Source organism: Pseudomonas sp. M30-35 (assembly GCF_002163625.1).
Lineage (GTDB): Bacteria > Pseudomonadota > Gammaproteobacteria > Pseudomonadales > Pseudomonadaceae > Aquipseudomonas.
The window spans coordinates 558792-579545 of sequence record NZ_CP020892.1 but is presented as its reverse complement, the minus strand read 5'-3'; the positions used below and the strand labels follow the sequence as shown (position 1 = coordinate 579545).

Genomic DNA, 20754 nt, shown 5'->3' with positions numbered 1-20754 from the left:
ACCATCCGTAACTAATAACGGGACGCCGCCGTCAATAGAAAAGTACTTTCGTAACAATGACGCCGCTTAAAAAGCAGTTATACAACATATCAATATGCCTGCACAGCCAGCACTTATCCATCAAACTTAAGTTGGCTGCGACAACCCGAACAACAGTACAGCTCCCAAAGCACAGCTTATAAATTATTTTATAAATTGCAGGGCACTCATTCGTTTTGAAAAGATAATTAACGTGATTTTAAATCCTGACTTATCCGTATTGTTTTTGTGCCGAAACATAAAACCCCTCGCGCACATAACCTGCCCCCTGTGCTTCGCAGTATTGCTGGGCGCGAGCCCTTTTGCTGTGTACGCAGCAGACCCTATCTATGACCAACTGATTATCAGTGCGCGCAATGGTAACGTTACGCCAGCACTTGAGTTTTTGCGTGAGGTAAATAACACGCAGAAGTCAGAGCTTTATGCCAGCGACCATATATTGATTGCTGGCTGGGCGGGGCTTGATGAGGAAGTGGTCAATCGATACGAGAGCAGTCGCTCATATTTGACGCCGTCTGCCGATGTACTGACAACCACGGCGCGCGCCTACCGTAACTTGCAGCGCTGGCCGCAGGCGTTGGCCGCTTACAATCAGGCGCTGCGACTGAGGCCGACCGACAACGGCGCCTTGGTTGGCCGGGTCATGACCTTAGCCGACTCAGGAAAACCAGCTGATGCCGTGCAGCAGGCCAAAACATTAGTAGCGGCGAAACCAAATGATGCCGGGCGTCGCTTAGCCCTCGCTTATGCCTACTTGCGAAACCAACAAAAGTTCAGTTCCCTGAATGAAGTTAATGAAGCGCGACGTCTTGCACCTGAACGCAACAGTGTAAAGCGCGAATACCTATTGGCCCTGCAACGTGCAGGCGTGAACTCCAAAGCACTTGAACTTGCCGAGAAGAATCCACAACTGGTCAACGCTAGAGAGCTCCGGACTCTGCAAAGAGCGCGAGTAGCCGATTATGTGCGCATGTCGAACTTACCCGTCGGCAAAGAACGCGATCGTTTCAAAATAGCTGACAAGGCGATTGCTGAGGCCGACAGATTACTCAGTCAATGGGCAGATATTCCACAGGCGCAAGACGATGCTCAGGCGTTGCGTATCGACCGTATGGGCGCACTGTTTAATCGTGTGTATATGCAGAAAGTGCTTGATGAGTATGACGCCTTCAATAGTAAAGGCGTGTCACTTCCGGCCTATGCATTACGCTGGGTTGCAGGCGCAAGTTTGTATTTGCGACAGCCCGAACTCGCCGCCAAGTTATATAAGCAAATCCTGCCGAACAAAGAAGATAAAAACCCTGCCCGTCAATCTGACCTGCAAGGGTATTACTACGCGCTCAAAGAAAGCGGACAAGACGTTGCGGCAGCGTCGCTGGTTCCGACAATTGCCAATCAACCTAGACGCCTCTACCAAAAAGGCTTACCCAACGGTAAAGCAAATCCGCACTGGCTAGCCGGCAAAGTGATGGAGGTCAGCGCATCTCAATCTGCTAATGATCTAGCGGCTGCGCAGCTGCAAATTGAAACCCTGGCCAACAGTGCGCCAGGCAATACCGAGCTGCGCACAGTACGCGCCGATATTTATTCCGCACGTGGCTGGCCACGACGCTCAGAAGCGGAGCTAAAAGAAGCCGAGAACCTTTCGCCACGCTCTGTCGATGTTGAGCTCAGGCAAGGCTATACCGCCCAACAACTGCAAGAGTGGCGACAGTTCGAACTGTATGCCGATGATATTTTTGCCCGGTATCCAGAAAGGCTCTCAGTACGACAACTTGAACGTGCTCGCCAATTACACAACATGGCCGAGCTGAGAGTTTCCAGCAACGGTGGCATCAGCCCTGACAACACAGTCACAGGCAGTGGCGACTATGGTATCGATACTGTTCTGTACAGCTCCCCTATCGATTACAACTGGCGTGTATTCGGCGGCCTCGGTTACAGCCAGGGCACGTTTGAAGAGGGCAAAGGCCGCAATCGCTATCAACGCGGCGGCCTTGAGTGGCGTAGCCGCGACCTCACTCTTGAAGCTGAGGTCAACAACCAGGACTACGGCCACGGTAATAAACAAGGCGCTCGTCTCAGTGGCAGCCATGACCTCAACGATTACTGGCAGTACGGCTGGTCCATGGACTGGAGGTCTCGCGAGACACCGCTACGCGCGCTGAACAGCGACATCACATCTGATATTTACTCCGGCTACTTGAGTTGGAGCCCTAACGAAAGCCGTTCGTGGCGTATCTCACTGACACCGCAGCGCTTTGACGACGGCAACGACCGTTTAAGCGGCTCCATCTCCGGCCGAGAGCGGGTCTATACCTCGTCCAAGCTGGTGGCTGATGCCCTGCTCGATATTGGCGCCAGCCATAACAGCCAACCCGCTGACGGCCCGTACTTCAGCCCCGAAGATGATCTAAGCATCATGCCCGGCTTGCGCCTTTCACACTTGCTGTATGAGCGCTACGAGCAGACCTGGAGCCAACAAGCGCAGTTCGGTCTGGGCAGTTACAACCAACGCAACTATGGCACCGATGCCATCGGTTTTATCAGTTACGGCCAGCGCGTGAGCATCAATGACCAGCTCAACTTCGGCGCAACGGCCTCTGCACTTAATCGCCCCTACGACGGTGAACGCGAGACCGAATACCGGCTTGTGTTCGATCTTTCGTACCGCTTTTGATGAGAACTTCCATGCGCTATCTAAATACATTCGCCATTTTTGCATTGAGCTTGATACTTCTCAGTGCCTGCGCCTCTGAAGGACCACCCTTTGTGCCGCCTCTTGCCCGTGCTCTGCCCACTAGCGAGGCGCCGTGGCCGCAAGGCAAGATCCTAGCAATTTGCTATCACGACGTTGAAGACCGGGAGGCTGACCAGAACTATGTTTCGGTTCGCACGGCCAACCTGATCGCCCAGCTTAAATGGCTGCACGAAAGCGGCTATCAAGCGGTTTCAATTGATCAAGTTCTCGCGGCGCGGACAGGCACAGAACCATTGCCTGAAAAAGCGCTTTTGCTGACATTCGATGATGGCTACAGCAGCTTCTATGACCGTGTACTGCCTCTGCTCGAAGCCTACAACTGGCCAGCCGTTTTTGCCCCAGTGGGCGCCTGGGTCAGTACCCCTCTGAACAGCCCGGTCGACTTCGCCGGTATGCCAACCGAGCGCAAGAAATTCGCAACCTGGGATCAAGTCAAGCGAATGGCTGAAAACCCATTGGTTGAGATTGCCGCGCATACCAACAATATGCACACCGGCGCATTGGCAAACCCGCAAGGCAACCTGGAGCCATCGGCTGCCAATCGCCTTTACGACCCTGTACTCAAACGTTATGAAAACGATGAAGAAGCCCATGCTCGCTGGAGCAAGGACATTGCCAAGATCAGCGACAAAATCGAAGCTGTAACGGGGCGCAAACCACGGGTTTGGGTATGGCCATATGGCCAACAGAGTGGCGAGGTATTAAAAATTGCCAATGAAAACGGCTACGACATTGCTCTGACCTTAGAAGACGGCATGAGCAGCCTATCAACAATCAAGGAAGGACCGCGCTATCTAGTCAGTGGTGATCCTGAGATTGACCAATTCGCAACATCTGTTCTTGCAATTGCTGAAACCAGTTCAATGCGGGTTGCCCACGTCGACCTCGACTACGTTTATGACCCCGATCCGCAGCAGATGGACAAAAACATCGGCAGCATGGTTCAGCGCATTTATGACTTGGGTATCAACACCGTATTCCTGCAAGCGTACGCGGACCCTAAAGGTGATGGAACGGTTCGCGAAACCTACTTTCCCAACAGCCATTTGCCTATGCGCGCCGACCTGTTCAACCGTGCTTCGTGGCAACTACAAACCCGAGCGCACGTTCAGGTTTATGCATGGATGCCGGTACTGAGTTTCGACTTGGACAAGAAGCTGCCACGGGTACAGCGCTGGGATCCTGAAACAGGCAAACCATCTGTTGACCCTAAACAGTACCAGCGGCTTTCTCCGTTCAACGCCGAAGCGCGTAAGCAGATTGGCGACATCTATCAAGACCTCGCCCGTTATGCAAACTTCGACGGCCTGCTATTCCACGATGATGCCTTGCTCACCGATTTTGAGGACGCCGGGCCGGACGCACTTGCGGCGTACCGCAAAGCAGGTTTGCCGGCAGACATCGCCGCGCTGCGCGATAGCCAACAGTCGCTGGAAACCTGGGCTCAGTTTAAAACCAAGTACCTGACAGACTTCACGCTTGAACTGGCAGCAAAAGTTAAAGCGATCCGCGGCCCGCAGATTCTCACGGCTCGTAACATTTACGCACAACCGATCATGAATCCAGTGAGCGAAACCTGGTTCGCGCAAAACCTCGACAATTTCCTCGCAAGCTATGACTGGACCGCGCCCATGGCCATGCCGCTGATGGAAGGCGTCGCACTGAAAGACTCCAACGCTTGGCTTGAGAAAATGGTGGACATCATCGGCCAGCGACCAGGCGCCCTTAAACGTACCGTTTTTGAGCTGCAAGCGCGCGACTGGAGTAAGCCCAACTCACCTGCAATTAGTGCCCAACAGCTCGCTGAGTGGATGAAGCACCTGCAATGGAAAGGCGTAGTCAATTACGGCTACTACCCAGACAACTTTGTAACCAATGAGCCTGCATTGGATGAGATTCATCCTGCTTTCTCTAACGCTTGGGCGCCAAAACCATGACAGATCGCCTGATAGCACTGCTCGTCCTCGCCATCATTCTGGGTATTCCTTTTGGCCTGGCTGAAGGCATAAGCGGTTCGGTGATGCTGAACTTCATTTTCCTCTATCCATTGCTCATGTCGGTGCTATGGATTGTTGGGGGGATGTATTTCTGGATTCACTGGGAGCGCGACTGGAACTGGTCTTATGACGGTGACAACCCAGCCCCTGACCTTGTAGGCCAGCCACTGATTTCAATCATTATCCCTTGCTTCAACGAAGGCGATAATATCCATGAAACCATTCGTGCGGCGCTGAGCCAGCGCTACCCTAATATCGAAGTCATCGCAGTAAACGACGGTTCAAAAGACACTACTGCCGAAATCCTCAACCAGATTGCCGCCCGTGAGCCACGCTTGCGCGTACTCCACCTTGCGCAGAATCAAGGTAAAGCAGTGGCATTGCGCATGGCTGCGATCGCCGCCAATAGCGAATACCTGGTGTGTATTGATGGTGATGCGCTATTGAGCCGAGACACGGCTGCATTTTTGGTCAAACCCTTACTTGAAAACCCTCGCGTGGGTGCCGTCACCGGCAATCCGCGCATTCGCACACGCTCAACCTTGGTTGGGCGAATTCAAGTCGGGGAGTTTTCTTCAATTATCGGTTTGATCAAACGTGCACAGCGTGTTTACGGGCGTGTATTCACCATTTCAGGAGTGATAGCGAGCTTTCGCCGCAGTGCGTTAGATCGCGTTGACTACTGGAGCCCCGACATGATCACCGAAGACATCGATGTCAGCTGGAAGCTGCAGCTTGACCACTGGACGATCTTCTACGAACCACGCGCGCTGTGCTGGATTCTCATGCCGGAAACCATCGCGGGCCTTTGGAAGCAACGCAAGCGCTGGGCACAGGGTGGCGCCGAAGTCTTACTTAAAAACGCACGCACTATATGGTCGTGGCGCTATCGCTACATGTGGCCATTGCTGCTGGAGTTCGCAATATCAGCCACCTGGGCCTTCGCCTTGGCGTTTTCATTATTACTTTGGGTTGCCGGCCAGTTCGTTGAGTTGCCGCCGAACTATCGTGTGAACGACATGTTACCGCCTGGTTTTACCGGTGTGCTTCTGGCAGCGGTATGCCTGATGCAATTCGCGCTCAGCCTGGTAATTGAACGCAGATATGAAAAAGGTTTGGGTAAGGCCCTGTTCTGGACCATTTGGTACCCACTGGCCTTTTGGCTGCTCACGTTTATCACCACGATAGTGAGTTTCCCGAAAGTAATGATCAGCGCTCGAGGAAAACGAGCGCGTTGGACAAGCCCTGACCGTGGAATCAAAAGGAATGAACCATGAGTATTATCAAGACGGAGCAACACTGGCTACCTAAAACCATCGACACCCTGCTGACACTGTCTGCATGGGCAGTTTTTTTGTACTTGATCACGAACGGCACAGTGCCGTTTGCCAAACAGTTGATTGCTCACCCAGAGCAATTTCAAAGCATACTCATCAGCGCGTTTATGCCGCTGATCATGCAACTTTCAAATTACGCGATTGCCGGGGCACTGATAGGCGGGATTTTGCTGACATGGGCCAAATACAACGAACTGCGCGCTGCGCGCTACACTCGCCGCGAGCGTAGCCCTGATCTCTGCGACAGCGCCCTGTCAGCGAGTTTTTTTGTGACCCTGGAAGACCTGAATATTTTGCGCCGCAAGCAAGTGCTTATCCTGCACAACACCGAACAGGGTGACCTGAGCTGGATTGAAGACCCAATGATGCTACAACCGAAAGTACGTAGCCTGAAAAGTGGTGCGAGACTCAGTTTGGTTTAACACCATCAGCGAGCTGGTTGATCGGCCAGCTCGCTGGCCACAGCTGCGCGATGCATAAAACATCCAATCTATGCCCCTGCCGTAACCCTCTCCTCTCCTGTGCTCCAACGCAAGTAACCCACTACGCTAAGCTTGATCAGCTCGCTCTCGCAGCAGCTAGACTTACGTCCAATGGCCGCATTGCAACAAGCACCGCACCATGCAAAAAACAGGACGTGCTGATATGGCTGAGGACGCATTCGAACAAGCAGGTAAAACCGCGGTGTCGCAGAACATCCACGGCACTGTTGAGTTCCTGCAAAAATTCCCGCCCTTCAAGCAAATGGATCTGGCGCACTTAACCTATCTGGTTGAACACTGCCAACTACGCTTTTACAGCCAGGGCGAAAGCATCCTCAAACCCAGCGACGGTCCAGTCGAATTTTTTTATATCGTCAAACAAGGGCGTATCCGCGGCGCTCGCCCGCAGTCAACAAAAGCCAATGACGAAACCACCTTTGAGATCACCACCGGTGAATGCTTTCCACTGTCGGCTTTGATTGGGGAGCGCGCAACGCGTACCGAACACATCGCCGCACAAGACAGCTTTTGCTTGCTGTTACGCAAGGCGGCCTTCGTTCAATTGTTTAAGCTCTCCGCGCCGCTGCGCGACTTTGCCTTACGTGGCGTTAGCAGCTTGCTTGATCAGGTCAACCAACAGGTGCAATTGCGCGCGACGGAGAACCTTGGCGCGCAATACTCGCTGGATAGCAAACTGAGTGAACGACTGCTGCGTAAACCCGTCAGCTGCGCGCCGGATACAACTGTGCGTGAAGCCGTTAAACAGATGCATGAGCAACATGTCGGCAGCATCGTTATTGTGAATCCACGCCTGCAACCACTGGGGATATTTACCCTGCGCGACTTGCGGCGAGTCATCGCAGACGGCACCTCTCTAGAGTTGCCGATTGAACAACTCATGACCCCTAAGCCACTCCACTTACCCGCCAGCGCCAGCACATTCGATGCAGCCATCACGATGACCGAGCACAACATCGCTCACGTCTGCGTGGTTGAGCACGGCCAGCTTAGTGGTGTGGTCTCGGAGCGGGATCTGTTCTCGCTGCAACGGGTTGATCTGGTGTACTTGGCGCGCAGTATTCGCAATGCTAGCAAGCTGGCAACGCTGATTAGTTTGCGTGACAACATCTTGCAGTTGGTTGACCGTATGCTCGCGCACGGTGCGAGCTCAACGCAGATCACTCAACTGATCACCCAGCTCAATGACCACACCGTATGCCGCGTGATTGAGCTAACGATTGAGCAGCTCGGTGACCCCGGCGTAGCGTTTACCTGGCTGTGCTTCGGCAGCGAGGGACGGCGCGAACAAACGCTGCTGACTGATCAGGACAACGGCATCATGTTTACGGCGGATACCCCGACCGATGCCTCTGAGAAACGTCAATTACTGTTACCACTGGCCCATGCAATCAACCTGCACCTTGCGCAGTGCGGTTTTACCTTGTGTAAAGGCAACATAATGGCCGGCAATCCTGAGCTGTGCTTGTCACAACACGAGTGGTCACAGCGTTTCGACAGTTTAATCAGCGAGGCAACGCCAGAGAACCTGCTCAACTCATCTATCTACTTTGATTTACGAGTCGTCTGGGGAGAGCCGCATGGCTGCGCAGCATTACGCAGCGAGTTGCTGGATAAATTTGCCAAGAACACCTTGAGCCAGCGCATGCTCGCAGAGAACGCCCTGCGCCAGCGCCCACCAGTTGGGCACTTCCGCGACTTTGTGGTGGCCCGCAAAGGCGCCGAGAAAAACACCTTGGATCTTAAAGTCCAGGGCTTAAACCCCTTTGTCGAGGGTGCTCGGGTTCTGGCCTTGGCCAATGGCATTGAAAGCAGCAATACCCTTGAGCGGCTGCAAGGCTTGATCGACAAAGGCGTGATTGAGGCGCAAGACGGCGCCGCTTACGAAGAGGCCTACCATTTTATTCAGCAAACCCGCATGCAACACCATCAGCAACAGGCCAAGCAAGGTTTGCCATACTCCAACCGGATTGACCCAGACACCCTCAACCATCTCGATCAGCGTATCTTGCGCGAGTCATTTCGCCAAGCTAAGCGCTTGCAAGCCAGCCTGGCACTACGTTATCAATTATGAATGCACTGACTTGGCTTACCAGCCGCACAGCACAACTAAGTTCCGCACAACAGCAACGGCTGGAACAATTACCTGTAGCCGCGTCGCTCGACACAACCGCGCTCAACCAACAGCGAATGGTGGTTGTAGATTTGGAAACCAGCGGTCTGGATGTCAAACGCGACGAACTACTATCAATTGGTGCCGTGGTCATCGAAAACGGCGCTATCGATCTCGCTCAGCAGTTTGAGTGCACCTTATTGCGCGAAAACCATAAAGTCAGCGCCAGCGTGTTGATCCACGGCTTGGCGCCCAGCGCAATCGCCGCCGGGACAGAGCCCGCGGATGCGCTACTGGATTTTATGGAGTTTCTCGGTAGCAGCCCACTACTGGCGTTTCATGCCAGATTTGACCAACGCATGCTCAGTCGAGCACTCAAGCAAAGCCTCGGTTATCGGCTGCAGCACAGCTTTTTCGACGTCGCGGATCTGGCCCCGCTGCTGTGCCCAGACGCCTCGCTGGAACGCGCGGGACTGGATGACTGGATAAGGCACTTTGGCCTACAGGTGCAACAACGGCATAACGCCAGCGCCGACGCACTGGTCACCGCAGAGCTGGGTTTGATCATGCTCAGCAAAGCCCGCCAGCAGCAACTCGACAGCCTGTTAGCTCTGCAACAACGCCTCAACCAGTGGAGCCGCCGCCCGCGTAAGCACTCGTTTTGATAACGATTGACGATGGATCGCACCGCAATAAGGCGTAATTGAACTTAATATCACGTGCCAGAAGCTGCGCTTGGGCGGCTCGAGCACAATCAAAGGACGATGTCGTACGGCCTTCAATCCCCCTGCGAGCACACGCCCACCATCGCCCGTTGCTCGACGTGCTTGATCGCACGTAAATCTTTGGCGTTGGTAATATAAGTACTACGTGCAGTGCTCGTCTCCAAACCTCGAGATGGCCTTGCCCGGTCGCGTATTTTCTTCGAACAGATAAAACTTATCAGACGGCGCATCCAGCCCAAAGAAGGTTCGACCTTATGGCCGCTGGAGCAATCATCACAATTGGGCCTGCTCGCAGGGCCGACACTTTTGCCTAACTCATTCGCACGCCCCTCCAACGCTTTGTATTGCCAGCGGCAGGCGTAGGTGCAGGCACCTTGATTAGCTGCCTGCTTACTCATGTGGCCCGAGTGTAGATAACGCCCGGAGACACCCTGCACAACTGGCTCAAGCGCCACGTTTGGAGGCAGATGACGAGCGTCAGCGAGCCCCTGCAGCGATGAGTCACGCGAAACAAACGAGTAACGCATATTTGTAAGGCTGCGTGCAGGTGAAAGTCGGTCAGTCTTGCGTAGTAAATTCATAGTTCTACACACAACAAAAGGGAACCCTTAATCATAAAGAATGCACAGCTGAGCAGTATTGATCTGCATCAATGTTTTGCTGAAGCGGTATTCAGGCCAGGCAAGACTTTGCACCCAGTCAGCTTCAGACTCATTTCTTGTAAACGCCGCAACATGACCACTGATCTGCCATTTGCGCAAAGCAGATTGCGGTGAGCACAGTATTCCTGCGAATATATGAGAATAGTTCTCGATGTATTTTCTATTTAGATAACAGAGCAATTCGCGTGACCTCCGGAAACTCTATTAACCATCACCAGGTGGGCGTGCTTTATCGTGACCACCGCGACTGGTTATTCGGCTGGTTACGCAAAAGCCTCAACTGTACGCAACGCGCTGAAGACATCAGCCAAGACACTTTTGTGCGCCTGCTCGGTCGCTCAGACCTGCTTGCGCCTAATGAACCACGCGCACTGCTGACGACCATCGCCAAAGGCCTGTTAATTGATCAGCACCGGCGCAATTGTCTCGAACAAGCCTATCTGGCCGAACTGGCGCAACTGCCTGAACCGCTGCAGCCAAATCCTGAACAGCAGCAAATAGCCCTCGAAGCTCTGCTTAGGATCGATCAATTGCTTGGCGAGCTCTCGGCCAACGCCCGCGCAGCGTTCCTCTACAGCCAGGTTGACGGCCTAAAGCAGCATGAGATTGCACAGAAACTCAACGTTTCTGTTTCCCGGGTACGTCAATACCTGGCTCAAGCCTTGCGCCAGTGCTACATCGCCCGCTACGGCGCTCCGCAGTGAGTGATATCAGCCGCGCCATACTGGACAGAGCGATCCATTGGCGCCTTAAACTAAACTCGGATGATCACGACCCCGCTCAACACAGAGCATTCCAGGCATGGCTAAACGCAGCGCCTGAGCATGCAGAGGCGTGGTCGCGTCTGGATCTGATAGAGCAGGACATCAGCCGTAATGCGTCACCGCTGGTACGGGCAGCGCTGATTAAAGACACGCCGCCCGCTAATACCGGAAAAATCAAGAAATCACTCCTCAGCATTGCCCTGCTCGCTGTATTGGCTGCGGGTTGGAGTAATCATCAACGGCCACTAAGCGATTGGCTTGCTGATCAAGTGACGGCGAGCGGCGAGCAGTTGCAAGTCCAGTTGGACGACAACAGCGTGCTACGCCTCAACAGCCGCACGGCAGTCGATATCGAGTTCAGTGCTGATGAACGCCGTTTGGTTTTACGCAACGGCGAAATTTTGGTTGAAACCGCGCACGACAAACGCCCGTTTATTGTTGAAACCGCGCAAGGTCGCCTGCAAGCGCTCGGCACACGCTTTCTGGTGCGCGAATCAAACCAGACCACCCGCCTGATCGTATTAAAGTCAGCAGTTGCGGCTCAGCCCGTAGAAGGGACGGATCGGCGCATCATCAACGCCGGTCAACAGGTGCTGATCACCGAACAGGGTTTAAGCCAGACAGACACCGCGCCCATGGCCGCTGATGCATGGGTGCATGGCATGCTAGTGGTTGAAAACCAGCGGTTGGCGGACCTGGTTTCGACGCTCGCGCAATACCGCAGCGGCTATTTGAGCGTCGCCCCTGAAGTCGCGAACTTGCGTATCAGCGGCAGCTTCCCGCTGAACAATAGCGACCTCGCGCTGGCCACCTTACCGCCGAGTTTGCCGGTGCGTATCGAACAACACAGCAAGTGGTGGGTACGCGTCGTGCCAGCACCAGCAGAGACTGAATAATCCGCTGGAAAAAATAATTCACCTACCCCCTGACACTTTTCAAATCTGCTTCGGTAATAAGGTAATGAGACATATTATCCTTTGGGAGCGATTTACAATGCCACTTTTCCCTGCACGTTTCCGCCCAAGCCTGTTGCTAGCTGCGATCACCTTGAGCAGCGCCGCCACAGTCGCTAAAGCTGAAACCTACCAGTTGCCTGCAGCACCGCTAGCCAGCACGCTCAACAGCATTGCTGCGCAGGCCGGAATCGCCCTGAGCATTGACCCGAAGTTGACTGCAAATAAAATGTCGCAACCGGTTCAAGGTGAGTACGACGCAACCCAAGCGCTTGAAGCCGCCTTGCAAGGCAGTGGTTTGCAGTTGGAGCGCAACAGCGTTGGCAGTTACAGCCTTAAATCAGTGGTTAGCGACTCATCTGCTGCGGCATTACCCGACGCGACAATTATCGGCACCCAACTCACGACAGGCAGCGAAGCCGACGGCTACCGTAATGAGTCCGTGCAAAACGTCGGTGCGCTTGGCGGTATACCTCTGCGTGATGCGCCCTACTCCATCAGCGTGATCGGCAGTGATCTGCTGAAGAATATCCAAGCGACATCGATGGATGACGTCTACAAGCTCAACCCATCGACGCAGTTCACATCACCCGACTCAGCGGGTTACGCCAGCTCGGTAAGCATGCGTGGTTTTAGTAGCTCCGGTAACCTGAGCCTCGCCAGCGATGGCCTGCGCTTCAGCAACGGCTATGACAGCGGCAACTATGTTGAAGAAATGGAACAGCTGGAAATCCTCACCGGACTGAGCGGCTTCCTCTATGGCCCTGCAAGCCCCGGCGGCCTGGTCAACTACGTGCTCAAGCGCCCTACTTATCAGCGCTATAACAGCGTCACTCTCGGCAACGCTGGCGGCGAAAACTATTATTTACACGGCGACTTCGGCGGCACTATCGATGACGCAGGCGTATTTGCTTACCGCCTCAATGTATTGACCCAAGATGGCGAGACTGCGATAGACCTGCAAAAAAACCGTCGTGAAATGATTTCCTTGGCGCTTGACTGGAATGTCAGCGACGATCTGCTGATCCAGTTCGACGCCTCGCACAAGAAAAGCGAAACGCGTGGCCTCACCAGTTATTGGTATTTCGCCGACCAAGCCCTGCGTCCAGATGCCGACAAACTGGACAATGACAAACTCTACAGCCAGCGCTGGGCGTTCTCTGACAGTAGCCACGACCGGGTTGGCAGCCGCTTCAACTGGCGACTCAGTGATACGTTTACATTGCGCGGCGCACTGGGTTACACCCAGTATGAAAACGAGTACACCTACACCGGTCCAACCGTTAACAACGCCAATGTTTACAGCCAGCCGCTGTATGCTTTTGCCCCGGTTGAGACCGAGGAAACCTCGGGCTACTTGTTCCTCGACTCAGCCTTCAACACCGGCGGCATTGGCCACAAAGTGACAATGGGCTATCAAGGCAATGTGTCACGCGTGCGCGACTATGAAGACTACATTCCCTATCCTGGCCCGCAGTATGAATCTGTGACTCCAGACCTGCCATTCAGCCAGCACCCTCAGGTAGACAAACCTGACTACAGCATCGGTAATGGCGACCAGCGCTTGTCGAGCCGGACCCAGAGCGACAACTTTCTCATCGGCGACATCATCACCTTCAACGAACAGTGGTCGACCATTCTCGGCCTCACCCACAGCACTATCGAGACCTACAGTAACGACTTCGTCTTTGCGGGCCCTTTTGGTTACCCAGAGACCGCCACCACCTACAAAGAAAGCGAGACAACGCCGAACATCTCGCTTATCTACAAACCTCTGCCGTGGTTAACCACGTATGCCAGCTACATTGAGGGGCTCGAAGCAGGCGGAATCGCACCCAACACTGCGCTAAACGCCGGACAGGCGTTAGCCCCACAAGTCAGCGAACAATACGAACTGGGTGTAAAGGCGACCGTTGGCGAAACCTTGCTGACCATGGCGTTGTTCAATATCGAGAAACCCAACAGCTACACCAATAGCCAGGGTATCTACAGTGACGACGGCCAGCAGGAAAACCGTGGTGTTGAATTCGGCATTACCGGTAAGGTTATTCCGCAGTGGACCGTTGTTGGTGGGCTGACATTGCTCGATCCAAAAGTCAAAGACTCTAGCGATGCTGCCAGCGAAGGCCAGAAGCCGACCAACGTCGCCAGCCAATTCGCCAAGTTCTACAATGAATACGAGCTCAATGCCCTGCCGGGCGTGGCATTGACAGGTGGCGCCTATTACACGGGCAAGATTTACACCGACGAAGCCAACAATCACAGCTTACCGTCAGTGACCACCTTCGATGCAGGCATGCGCTATCGCACGGCAGTGTCGAGCGATAGCAACCTGACCCTGCGCGCCAATGTCAGTAACCTGGCAAACAAAGAATACTGGCTGAGCAGCTATTACCTCGGGGCGCCACGTACCTTTACCTTCTCAGCTCAACTCGAATTCTAAATCGAGTGGCGGCCAGCACTCCACTGGCCGCTCATTTTGATGGACCCCTGTTATGCGCAGCACCACCATTAAACGCTGGTCACAAATACACACCTGGACCAGCCTGATTTGCACCGCATTCTTACTCATGCTGGCCCTTACCGGCCTGCCGCTGATTTTTCACCATGAGCTGGAGCATCTACTCGGCGAGGCGCCGCAACTGCGTGAAATGCCGGCGGATACACCGCACCTAAGCCTGCAACAGTTGGTCGATAAAGCTGAAAGCAACCGCCCAGGTGAAGTCATCCAGTACATCGGCTACGACGAAGATGACAGCAATGGCGTGATCGCCATTACTGCTGCCACCGCGGGCACCGAACCCAACTCCTCACACACCTTTATGCTCGATGCGCGCACCGGAGAAGCCGTAGCAATGCCCGCGGCTAATGGCGGCGTGCTGATGTTTATCCTGCGCTTGCATGTGGATATGTTTGCAGGCTTGCCCGGCAAACTGCTACTGGCGTTTATGGGGCTGCTATTTATTGTCGCGCTCGTCTCGGGAACGGTGTTGTATGCACCATTTATGCGCCGGCTTGAGTTCGCCACTGTGCGCCATCAGCGGTCCACACGGGCGCGCTGGCTTGATCTGCATAACCTGATTGGTATTGTCACACTGACGTGGGCCATCGTGGTTGGCACCACAGGGGTGATCAGCGCTTGCGCCGATATATTGATCAGCGCCTGGCGCAATGATGCACTCACCGCATTAGTCGAGCCTTATCGTGATGCACCGCCGCTGACCGAGCGCGCATCAGCCAATAACGTGATAAGTATCGCCCAGCAAGCCACACCGGGCATGCAACCTGATTTCATCGCGTTTCCCGGTACACGCTTTTCCAGCGAGCACCATTACAGCGTGTTTATGAAGGGTTCAACGCACCTCACTGCACACCTGTGGACACCTGTATTGATCGATGCGCGCACGCTTGAAGTCACCGCAGTCGCTGAGCGCCCGTGGTACATGGATGCACTGTCGATGTCGCAACCACTGCACTTTGGTGATTACGGCGGGCGGCCCATGCAGATTTTATGGGCGGTACTTGATGTACTGACCATTATCGTACTGATCAGCGGCTTGTATCTGTGGTGGGTGCGACGCTATGGCGTTGCCAATCGCACAAATAGCACTGAGGTCACCGCATGAGGTGGAAGCAATCAACCTTTGCCCTGCCCCTCGTCATTGGCTTACTCAGCATCCTCGGCTTGTTCTGCGCCCTGCTTGGTGACGGCATGTGGGACTGGGTCGCGTGGCTGGGGCTGGGTATTCCCTCGATCCTTGGGTGTTGGCCACTAGTATTTCGCCAACGACAGTGACACCCGCTAAACAGACGCCATAAAAAAATCCGACACCTGTGAGGGTGTCGGATTTTTTATTTGCTGCACGCTAGCACCAGGCCAGCGTGCAGTACCGCGCTTACAACTTAGTGATCGATTGCTGCGCCCGCACCACGTGGGACACGGATGTCTTCGATCAAGTGTTGGATACGCTCTGGTGGCGCACTGGTAACAGAGGCTACAGCCACCGCAACTACGAAGTTGAAGAGCATGCCCAAGGTACCAATGCCTTCCGGCGAGATACCAAACCACCAGTCAGCAGCACCAGCAGTCGGGTCAATGAACTTGTAGTAAACGATGTAGCTGAAGGTGAACGTCAAGCCCACAATCATGCCGGCGATCGCACCTTCCTTGTTCATCTTCTTGGAGAAAATCCCCATGACGATGGCTGGGAAGAACGATGCTGCGGCAAGCCCGAAGGCAAATGCCACCACCTGCGCCACAAACGCGGGCGGGTAAATCCCGAACAGGCCTGCCACAATTACCGCAACACCTGCGGCGATACGTGCGGCCAACAGTTCTTTCTTCTCGCTAATATTCGGCATGATGTTGCTCTTCAGCAAGTCATGCGAAATAGACGTCGAGATAACCAACAGCAAACCAGCAGCAGTCGACAACGCAGCCGCCAAACCACCCGCAGCAATCAACGCGATTACCCAGCCTGGCAGGTTAGCGATTTCTGGGTTAGCCAGAACCATGATGTCGCGGTCAACGTAAAACTCGGTGGCCGCATCAGTCGGTGCATTGGTGACCTGACGCTCGCCATGAGCACCGGTTTCAGCCGAGAAGCTTGGTGCGCCAGCAAACGGAGCACCTGGACCGTACTGAATCTTGCCGTCGCCATTCTTGTCGAGCCAAGCGATCAGACCGGACTTCTCCCAATTTTTCACCCACTCAGGCGCATTACTGTATTCAATGCCTGGAATGGTAGTCAGCAAGTTGGTGCGAGCAAACGCAGCAACAGCTGGAGCAGTGGTGTACAGGATGGCGATAAACAGCAGTGCGTAACCAGCAGATTGACGCGCTGCACGTACAGTTGGGGTGGTGAAGAAGCGCACAATTACGTGCGGCAGACCCGCAGTACCCACCATCAGCGCCATGGTGATGAAGAACACGTCGATAGTCGACTTGCTGCCATCGGTGTAGACGCCAAAGCCCAACTCAGTACCCAGACCGTTAAGACGCTCAAGGACCGATTGGCCTGTGCCGATTACTTCGCTACCAAAGCCCAGCTGCGGGATTGGATTGCCGGTGATCAGCATCGAAATGTAGATCGCTGGCACCATGTAGGCGAAGATCATCACGCAATATTGCGCCACCTGCGTGTAGGTGATGCCCTTCATACCGCCGAGCACGGAGTAGAAGAACACGATGCACATGCCGATGATTACACCGGTATTGATATCGACTTCCAGGTAACGCGAGAAGACGATACCCACGCCGCGCATTTGGCCGGCTACGTAGGTGAAGGAGATGAAGATCACGCAGATTACCGCGACCACACGAGCGGTCTGCGAGTAGTAACGCTCGCCGATAAACTCAGGCACGGTGAATTTGCCGAACTTACGCAGGTACGGCGCCAGGCACATAGCCAAGAGCACGTAACCACCGGTCCAGCCCATCAAGTAAACACTGCCGTCGAAGCCGGTGAAGGAAATAATCCCCGCCATCGAGATAAACGAAGCCGCAGACATCCAGTCGGCGCCTGTGGCCATACCGTTGAGAACTGGGTGAACGCCTTTACTGGCAACGTAGTATTCGCTGGTAGACCCGGCACGGGTCCAGATGGCGATACCGATGTACAGTGCAAAGGTTGCACCGACAAACAGATAAATCAGAGTTTGGGTATCCATTGTCGGCGCCTCAGTCTTCGTGGACGTCGTGTTTGCGGTCGTACTGATTCATCTTCCAGACGTAGAAGAAAATCATCGCCACAAATACATAGATGGACCCTTGCTGGGCAAACCAGAAACCCAGAGGGAATCCGAAGAACTGAATGGCATTAAGCTCATCAACGAACAAAATACCGCAGCCGAATGACACCACAAACCAGATAACCAACAGCGTCAACATCAGCCGTAGGTTGTCCTTCCAGTAGGCTTTCGCAGCCTCTTGCTTAGAAGCAGACATGTGAGGTTCTCCTCAATTGTTTTTGTTGTTTTGACACCTGCAACTTAGCAGTACAGGGCGTAAGCGCCAGTGAGACTTTGGTCGAGTGCAGTCAGGCTGCATACCACACCTCACTGTTTATAGGGCATACAGCACATCCACCACGCAGTTGTTCTGTGCACCCAAGACCAAGGTCGTATACTGCGCCGCTTATCAAAATAAGCAGTTACCGTGACGTATCACTCAAAGTCCTGGAGTTAGGCCCATGCCCGGCAAGAACATGACCCTGTTTTACTCGCCAGCCTCACCCTTCGCGCGCAAGGTAATCGTGCTCCTGCAAGAGACTCGGCAACTGCCAACAGTCGAACTTTTCGATGTTCAGCTCAGCCCGGTAACACCCAGCGGTGAAGTCATTGCGCGCAACCCTTCCGGCAAGATTCCAGCGCTCGAACTGGCCAATGGCGATACCTTGCATGACAGCCGGGTGATTCTTGACTATCTCGACCACCAGCACAGTGGCGAGCCGCTGATTCCCCGTGAAGGCCCGAAGCGCTGGCAGCGCCTGGCTCTGGCCTCGCTGGCTGATGCACTGCTCGACGCAGCCATTTTGATCCGCTATGAAACGTTTCTGCGTCCACCAGAGCTGCACTGGCCGACATGGCTGGACGCCCAGCAAGAGAAAATTGAGCGGGTATTAACTGAGCTGGAAACCCAAGCCGATACCGGTCAATTGCAACGCTTTGATATCGCCTCAATCAGTATTGCCTGCGCGCTGGGCTATCTGGACTTTCGCCAACCGCAACTCGGATGGCGCGAGCGTTTTCCTCGCTTAGCCAGTTGGTACGCCGAAATCAGCCAGCGCGAATCGATGCTCAGCACTCAGCCGCCGGCCTGAGACAAGCCCGCTTGACTCCGTGGTATTCACCCGTGCGCTGGGCCGCTTTGGCCTGCAACAAGCACTTGACCGAAGGTGCAAACAACAGGGCAATCTGCCGAGCCAGCCGGGCCCCGTAACGTGCATCCTCGCGCAAGCCGACATGCCCGCTCACCGGTGATACCAGAAATAATAAAAACCGCTACCTAACAACAATGCCAACTGCCCAAGCGCGGCGCAAAGTTGGGTAAAAGACTGCACCGAAGGGTTGTTCGGTGCATTGGCGACACCCGTCAGGTTACTCAGGAAATCAGCCGGCAATGTGCTCAAGACCAGCCAACTCAGTGGTGTACCGGTCAATGTCAGGCCACCAATCAGGTCAAAGCGCCTCAAGAACATCAGGCCAATCAGCAAAAAGAGGCTGAGAACCGCCCCCAGAAAACAACACAGAGAAAAACGCATAAAGATTCGCATGCTCGACACTCCGTAAGCGGCGCGGGATGCCCGCGCCGCAGCTTGATTAGGGACCTGCTGAAAAAGGTAGCGAGCGACGAGAGTACAAGGCAAAAAACTGCGAAAAAGCGGAGTTTACGTATTGTAAATGAGCATTTTGAGCAGTTTTTTAACGCAGTAATATCGAGCGCAGTAGTTTTTCAGAGGTTCCCTATTTGGCGGGGCTTGCTACAGAACTCTTACCGACGCCGTACCAGTCGAGGTTACGGGTCAGCACCATAAAGCAGCCGAGTACCGCGAAAACCAGTATCGAGCCCATCAGCAATGCGTAGTCCTCGGCGCTGAGCAGGCCATAAAGCATGGCGTAGAGCATGCCAAGCAGCAGGCCAAAACCAATGCCCCGCGTGACGCTGCGCAATACGTAGCTGACATAGAAACTAATCAACGCCACACAGGCAGTGGCTGAGATTGAGTAGGCCAAGGCAAAGCCGATGTGCTCCGAGAGCGAGATCAGGAGCAAGTAAAACAACGCCAGCGACAGGCCAACCAAGGCGTACTGCATCGGGTGGACAGCCATGCGCTTGAGCACTTCAAAGAGAAAGAACACAGCGAAGGTCAGGGTGATAAACAGCAAGGCGTATTTAACCGAGCGCTCAGCCTTGAGGTAATGATCAACCGGATCGACAAAGCTCACGCCCATGCTGCGTGACATCAGGGCTCGGCACTCGCCACCCGAACGGCAGCCCGCCAAGGTTTCTTGCATATTGGTGGCAAAGAAACTGGTGTGCCACTTGGCCTTGAACCCTTGGGCACTCACCGAGCGCTCAGTCGGCAGATAGAGCCCGCTAAAACTTGGGTGCGGCCAATCCGATGACAGCTCAACCAGGCTGTCACGACCAATCGGTGTGACATGCAGACTACCGGTACCTTGCAACTTGAGATCAAAGGCAAAGTTAAGCGTTTGCTGCTCAGCCACATTCAATGCGGGCAAAGGCACATGCACACCGCTGCCAAGTATCGGCTCACCACTGCCGGGCTGAAAACTCAGTCGCTGATTATTAAGCTCTAGCTTGAGGTCGTTGTTGATACCGCGGATATCACTGATACCCACCGAAAGAAATGGCTGCTCGAAGCTGTAGTCTTCGAGCTTTTCGCTCACGTCATAGTTGGCGGGCAGGTTGAACGCGCCACTGATGCGGTTATCGCTGTGGTATAGGCGAGCTTGGTAGATCCCGCGGCTACGCAATTCAGTGCGCATCGAACCATTGAGACTGAACTGCTCAGGTAGAAAATACAGGCGCCCGCGCACTTGCCATTCTTCCCAATAACGCTCGCCGGTTTTTTTGTTGGTTTTCCAGCCGCGCTTGGCTTGGGTATAAGGCACGACCAGAACCGGCCCGGTCAGTTGCTGAGCAAAGCTGGAACTGCGGGCGATGTCATCTACCACCCGATCACGCTGGTATTGCCGGTCACTGACCAGATTGTCGATCATCAATAACGGTATAAACAACAGCACAACTAACAGGGCGATGGTGCCCAGCTTGAACAACAGGGGACGATTCATGGTGCAGCTCTCCATGCGTGGGTTGATGGAGGAACTCTGCGCGATGGATGTGGTGGCTTTATGGAGCCAATGTGGAGAGCCTGTGG

General features: G+C 54.3%; 17 protein-coding genes. 12 read left to right on the top strand and 5 right to left on the bottom strand.

From position 1 onward, the window contains the following. Positions 1-232 precede the first annotated feature (232 nt). The 6 genes from pgaA (at position 233) to B9K09_RS02525 (ending at position 9412) form a co-directional block, all read left to right on the top strand. On the top strand, positions 233-2719 hold the full coding sequence (gene pgaA / locus B9K09_RS02550) for a poly-beta-1,6 N-acetyl-D-glucosamine export porin PgaA (RefSeq protein WP_256574190.1): 2487 nt from the start codon (positions 233-235) through the stop codon (positions 2717-2719). A gap of 11 nt (positions 2720-2730) precedes the next feature. Beyond that, on the top strand, positions 2731-4737 hold the full coding sequence (pgaB, locus tag B9K09_RS02545; RefSeq protein WP_087515378.1) for a poly-beta-1,6-N-acetyl-D-glucosamine N-deacetylase PgaB: 2007 nt from the start codon (positions 2731-2733) through the stop codon (positions 4735-4737). After that, positions 4734-6074 carry a poly-beta-1,6-N-acetyl-D-glucosamine synthase gene (pgaC, locus tag B9K09_RS02540; RefSeq protein ID WP_087515377.1) on the top strand — a complete coding sequence of 447 codons (1341 nt, stop codon included), beginning with the start codon at positions 4734-4736 and terminating at the stop codon, positions 6072-6074. Before pgaB ends, pgaC begins: the two co-directional genes overlap by 4 nt. Next, complete coding sequence (gene pgaD / locus B9K09_RS02535) at positions 6071-6556, top strand: poly-beta-1,6-N-acetyl-D-glucosamine biosynthesis protein PgaD (RefSeq protein ID WP_087515376.1); 486 nt, start codon at positions 6071-6073, stop codon at positions 6554-6556. Before pgaC ends, pgaD begins: the two co-directional genes overlap by 4 nt. A gap of 223 nt (positions 6557-6779) precedes the next feature. Further along, positions 6780-8708, top strand: coding sequence for a putative nucleotidyltransferase substrate binding domain-containing protein (locus B9K09_RS02530; protein ID WP_087518951.1), 1929 nt, complete (start codon positions 6780-6782; stop codon positions 8706-8708). Next, positions 8705-9412, top strand: a complete 708-nt coding sequence (locus tag B9K09_RS02525; RefSeq protein WP_087515375.1) for a PolC-type DNA polymerase III — start codon at positions 8705-8707, stop codon at positions 9410-9412. The genes B9K09_RS02530 and B9K09_RS02525 overlap by 4 nt, the downstream gene beginning before the upstream one ends. A gap of 113 nt (positions 9413-9525) precedes the next feature. Here B9K09_RS02525 and B9K09_RS02520 read toward each other — a convergent pair whose 3' ends face one another. Beyond that, entirely contained in the window at positions 9526-10053 is a 528-nt protein-coding gene (locus tag B9K09_RS02520; protein ID WP_087515374.1) for a U32 family peptidase, read from the bottom strand. Between the two features lie 266 nt (positions 10054-10319). Between B9K09_RS02520 and B9K09_RS02515 the strand changes: the two genes are divergently transcribed. The 5 genes from B9K09_RS02515 (at position 10320) to B9K09_RS22640 (ending at position 15647) form a co-directional block, all read left to right on the top strand. After that, on the top strand, positions 10320-10838 hold the full coding sequence (locus tag B9K09_RS02515) for an RNA polymerase sigma factor (protein WP_087515373.1): 519 nt from the start codon (positions 10320-10322) through the stop codon (positions 10836-10838). Continuing rightward, the gene (locus B9K09_RS02510; protein WP_087515372.1) at positions 10835-11794 is read left to right on the top strand and encodes a FecR domain-containing protein; all 960 of its coding nucleotides are present in this window, start codon (positions 10835-10837) and stop codon (positions 11792-11794) included. The genes B9K09_RS02515 and B9K09_RS02510 overlap by 4 nt, the downstream gene beginning before the upstream one ends. A gap of 97 nt (positions 11795-11891) precedes the next feature. Further along, positions 11892-14294, top strand: a complete 2403-nt coding sequence (locus tag B9K09_RS02505) for a TonB-dependent receptor (RefSeq protein ID WP_087515371.1) — start codon at positions 11892-11894, stop codon at positions 14292-14294. 52 nt (positions 14295-14346) lie between these two features. Then, complete coding sequence (locus B9K09_RS02500; protein WP_087515370.1) at positions 14347-15477, top strand: PepSY domain-containing protein; 1131 nt, start codon at positions 14347-14349, stop codon at positions 15475-15477. Then, complete coding sequence (locus B9K09_RS22640) at positions 15474-15647, top strand: hypothetical protein (RefSeq protein WP_177408627.1); 174 nt, start codon at positions 15474-15476, stop codon at positions 15645-15647. The genes B9K09_RS02500 and B9K09_RS22640 overlap by 4 nt, the downstream gene beginning before the upstream one ends. A gap of 107 nt (positions 15648-15754) precedes the next feature. On the opposite strand, the gene B9K09_RS02495 is transcribed toward B9K09_RS22640, so the two are convergent. Beyond that, a complete protein-coding gene (locus B9K09_RS02495) occupies positions 15755-17521 on the bottom strand; it encodes a sodium:solute symporter family protein (protein ID WP_087515369.1) in 1767 nt (588 codons plus the stop codon). A gap of 10 nt (positions 17522-17531) precedes the next feature. Further along, a complete protein-coding gene (locus B9K09_RS02490) occupies positions 17532-17798 on the bottom strand; it encodes a DUF4212 domain-containing protein (RefSeq protein WP_087515368.1) in 267 nt (88 codons plus the stop codon). A 244-nt stretch (positions 17799-18042) separates the two neighbouring features. On the opposite strand from B9K09_RS02490, the gene B9K09_RS02485 reads away from it, so the two are divergent. After that, positions 18043-18672, top strand: coding sequence for a glutathione S-transferase family protein (locus B9K09_RS02485; protein WP_087515367.1), 630 nt, complete (start codon positions 18043-18045; stop codon positions 18670-18672). Positions 18673-18822: 150 nt separating this feature from the next. Here B9K09_RS02485 and B9K09_RS02480 read toward each other — a convergent pair whose 3' ends face one another. Continuing rightward, positions 18823-19125, bottom strand: a complete 303-nt coding sequence (locus B9K09_RS02480) for a hypothetical protein (RefSeq protein ID WP_087515366.1) — start codon at positions 19123-19125, stop codon at positions 18823-18825. Between the two features lie 190 nt (positions 19126-19315). Continuing rightward, positions 19316-20668, bottom strand: coding sequence for a cell envelope integrity protein CreD (gene creD, locus B9K09_RS02470; RefSeq protein ID WP_087515364.1), 1353 nt, complete (start codon positions 20666-20668; stop codon positions 19316-19318). Positions 20669-20754: the final 86 nt, after the last annotated feature.

Coding starts and splice junctions, on each gene's coding strand:
- creD (WP_087515364.1), bottom strand. CDS start 20,668: ATGAATCGTCCCCTGTTGTTCAAGCTGGGCACCATCGCCCTGTTAGTT.
- B9K09_RS02480 (WP_087515366.1), bottom strand. CDS start 19,125: ATGCGAATCTTTATGCGTTTTTCTCTGTGTTGTTTTCTGGGGGCGGTT.
- B9K09_RS02495 (WP_087515369.1), bottom strand. CDS start 17,521: ATGGATACCCAAACTCTGATTTATCTGTTTGTCGGTGCAACCTTTGCA.
- B9K09_RS02525 (WP_087515375.1), top strand. CDS start 8,705: ATGAATGCACTGACTTGGCTTACCAGCCGCACAGCACAACTAAGTTCC.
- B9K09_RS22640 (WP_177408627.1), top strand. CDS start 15,474: ATGAGGTGGAAGCAATCAACCTTTGCCCTGCCCCTCGTCATTGGCTTA.
- pgaB (WP_087515378.1), top strand. CDS start 2,731: ATGCGCTATCTAAATACATTCGCCATTTTTGCATTGAGCTTGATACTT.
- B9K09_RS02505 (WP_087515371.1), top strand. CDS start 11,892: ATGCCACTTTTCCCTGCACGTTTCCGCCCAAGCCTGTTGCTAGCTGCG.
- pgaD (WP_087515376.1), top strand. CDS start 6,071: ATGAGTATTATCAAGACGGAGCAACACTGGCTACCTAAAACCATCGAC.
- B9K09_RS02500 (WP_087515370.1), top strand. CDS start 14,347: ATGCGCAGCACCACCATTAAACGCTGGTCACAAATACACACCTGGACC.
- pgaC (WP_087515377.1), top strand. CDS start 4,734: ATGACAGATCGCCTGATAGCACTGCTCGTCCTCGCCATCATTCTGGGT.
- B9K09_RS02490 (WP_087515368.1), bottom strand. CDS start 17,798: ATGTCTGCTTCTAAGCAAGAGGCTGCGAAAGCCTACTGGAAGGACAAC.
- B9K09_RS02485 (WP_087515367.1), top strand. CDS start 18,043: ATGCCCGGCAAGAACATGACCCTGTTTTACTCGCCAGCCTCACCCTTC.
- B9K09_RS02530 (WP_087518951.1), top strand. CDS start 6,780: ATGGCTGAGGACGCATTCGAACAAGCAGGTAAAACCGCGGTGTCGCAG.
- B9K09_RS02520 (WP_087515374.1), bottom strand. CDS start 10,053: ATGAATTTACTACGCAAGACTGACCGACTTTCACCTGCACGCAGCCTT.